General features: G+C 61.4%; 3 protein-coding genes. All 3 read right to left on the bottom strand.

All coding sequences use genetic code 11. The features are described 5' to 3' along the window. Nucleotides 1–1,093, bottom strand: a 1,093-nt coding sequence (locus E1J61_RS36840) for a pilus (MSHA type) biogenesis protein MshL (RefSeq protein ID WP_207951319.1), incomplete at its 3' end; no start/stop codon positions are given. Beyond that, a complete protein-coding gene (locus E1J61_RS36835) occupies nt 1,090–1,899 on the bottom strand; it encodes a toxin co-regulated pilus biosynthesis Q family protein (protein ID WP_133098653.1) in 810 nt (269 codons plus the stop codon). The genes E1J61_RS36840 and E1J61_RS36835, both read right to left, overlap by 4 nt. Before the next feature lie 14 nt (nt 1,900–1,913). After that, nucleotides 1,914–2,217, bottom strand: a 304-nt coding sequence (gene icmT / locus E1J61_RS36830; RefSeq protein ID WP_207951318.1) for an IcmT/TraK family protein, incomplete at its 5' end; no start/stop codon positions are given.

The raw sequence follows: 2,217 nt of genomic DNA, 5'->3' as shown, positions 1-2,217 counted from the left end.
AGGACCACGGCACCAGATTGGACACTTGATTGAACACCAGATCCCAGTCGACACCGAATTCCTGGCCGTTGTTCAGCTTGACCGACAGGACTTCCACGCGCATTGCAATCTGGCGCGTGTTGGCGGCATTCTCGTGATCGACAATCTTCGCCACCTGGTCGACAACATCTCGCGTATCCGTGACCGTGATGGTGCCCGAGGCCTGCGAGATCGCGTACTTGCCTGCGGGGGAGATCACCGACTTGATCGCGTCCTCAACCGACTCCCAAAGGCTGAACTTTGAGTTCATCTCGATGTTGGTCTGCGAGTTGTAGCCGGCGCTCGACTGGGAGTTTGTCGACCCCACAGCGCCAGCTTGCGTCTGGCCTTGCTTGCCGATGGACGACTTGAATGTCGAATCACCCGGGATCGCTTTGAGGGTGAAGATCTTCGTCACCAGGCGATGCAGCGAAATCACGCCCTCGCGATACTCCCAGGAGATCCCAGCGCGAGCGGAAAGAAGATCCAGGAAGCCACTGACGGTGCCCTCGTAGTTCATCTCATACTCTGCAAGGCCCGCGTTGAATGCCCCGTTTGCCGACAGGCCTGTCGCCAGCAACGATGATTGCGTACCCATCGTTTGAGGCGCGGGGAGCGGTGGCAGGATAGTACCGCTGCTTGCGGTCGTCGTCGGCGCTGCTTGGCGTGCAGCCTGCGTGATGGCACTACCCCCGGTCACAAATGCCGTTGACGGCAGTAGGACGTCTGGCTTTACGCGGACGGGAATCCCAGTCACCTGCGTCACTCGCTGCGCGACGGTCTCAATCCCCACCTTGCCCGGAAACTTGAACGCGTAGCGCTTGCGAAATACCTCCGGCAGCGTCAGGTCGGCCTGCAGAGGCAGCGCCTTGCCGCCGAGCCAGGCCCCACTGCTTTTCTGCACCAACGGCACGTTGCTGGTCGCCGACTGAGTCAGGACCTTGTTGCTGTAGTCGGTAACGGCATCCCGGTTTGCCAAGTATTGGCCGTCGACGCTCTGCTGCAATGTTCCGCAAGCCGCGAGAAAGAGCGGGGAAGCAGCAAAGAGCTTGCGCGCGGTATGGTTGATGTTCACTTTTCGCATTCCTTCTTGTCGCCGTAGTGGAGGACCCGGACCACTCGATTGCCTTCGTACATGCAGCCCAGCAGCGGGAATTCGCTTGTCCGCAGCGATGCGGTGAACTGCTCAACAGCGTTTTCAAACGTTCCGCCGAATGCAGCCTCGAGCTGCACCGGGAAGTCGTATTTCACTTCCCATGAGACTTGCCACCCGGCGTCCCTGGCCCAGCGCATCAGCGACTGCCTGAGCGTGAGGTCGCTTGCGCGCACTTCCCAACGCGCCGCCACCGCCTGTGCGCTTGGAACGCCAGCCCCCTCGCCGCTTGCGTCACGCACCTTCCGCATGCCGAAGGTGATAGTCGAGTTAGTCCAGTCAATCGTGGCGACCACGCCAGGCAGTTGCGAAACCACCTCTCCCATGACAACCGGCCAGGGCTTTCCGCCAGCCCAGCTAACAGGCACTGTCCGGTTCACGTCCGCGTAATCAGCATGAAACGCGGTGGGCAGGACAGCCGGAACTACATCGCCGAGCGCCATGGCGGAGCCCTTGCCACGCGCCTCTTTGATATCGGCTGGCCGCGAGCCGATTTCGACAAGACGACCAGCGATGGCGCGACTCGCATCGGAAAGTTGCTTTCCGTCGCGGGGACCAGCTTGGAGCTGCTTGGCCTCCACCGGCTTATCCTCCAGCACTGGCGCCTGCGAAGGCGCAGCGGGTGCCTGCGCTGCGGGCGCAGATTCGTTGATAAAGCCGGCCATGGCCTCGCCGCCGCAAAGCAGACTGCTCACGATCAGCGCTGACACCAGGTTCTTCTTTTCCATTGCTCTGGGATCCCTCAATCAAAGAAGCGGCGGTGTACCCACCACCCGCGAGAAGGCACGCTCTTGCCGCGCAGCCAGTGCCGTACCGCCCTCAGGAACACAGGCAGCGTATAGCCCCGCGTCTCCATGAGGCGGAACATCACAATGACTGCGAAGGCAACGCCGAACGTCCACGTACGCATGTGAAACAGCGCGAAGACGAGCGGGAAGAATGCCCGCGCATCCACTGAGGCGATGCGAGGCGTGCGCGCAGCATCGCGCCAGATTGATTTTCTGCCGCTCATGCGCTTGCCTCCCCGGCGTAGCGCTTGTAGGCCT

The sequence above is a fragment of the Cupriavidus sp. L7L genome (assembly GCF_004353535.1).
Classification (GTDB): domain Bacteria; phylum Pseudomonadota; class Gammaproteobacteria; order Burkholderiales; family Burkholderiaceae; genus Cupriavidus; species Cupriavidus oxalaticus_A.
The sequence above is the reverse complement of the archived record's forward strand: the minus strand, read 5'-3'. Positions and strand labels throughout refer to the sequence as shown.

Coding starts and splice junctions, on each gene's coding strand:
- E1J61_RS36835 (WP_133098653.1), bottom strand. CDS start 1,899: ATGGAAAAGAAGAACCTGGTGTCAGCGCTGATCGTGAGCAGTCTGCTT.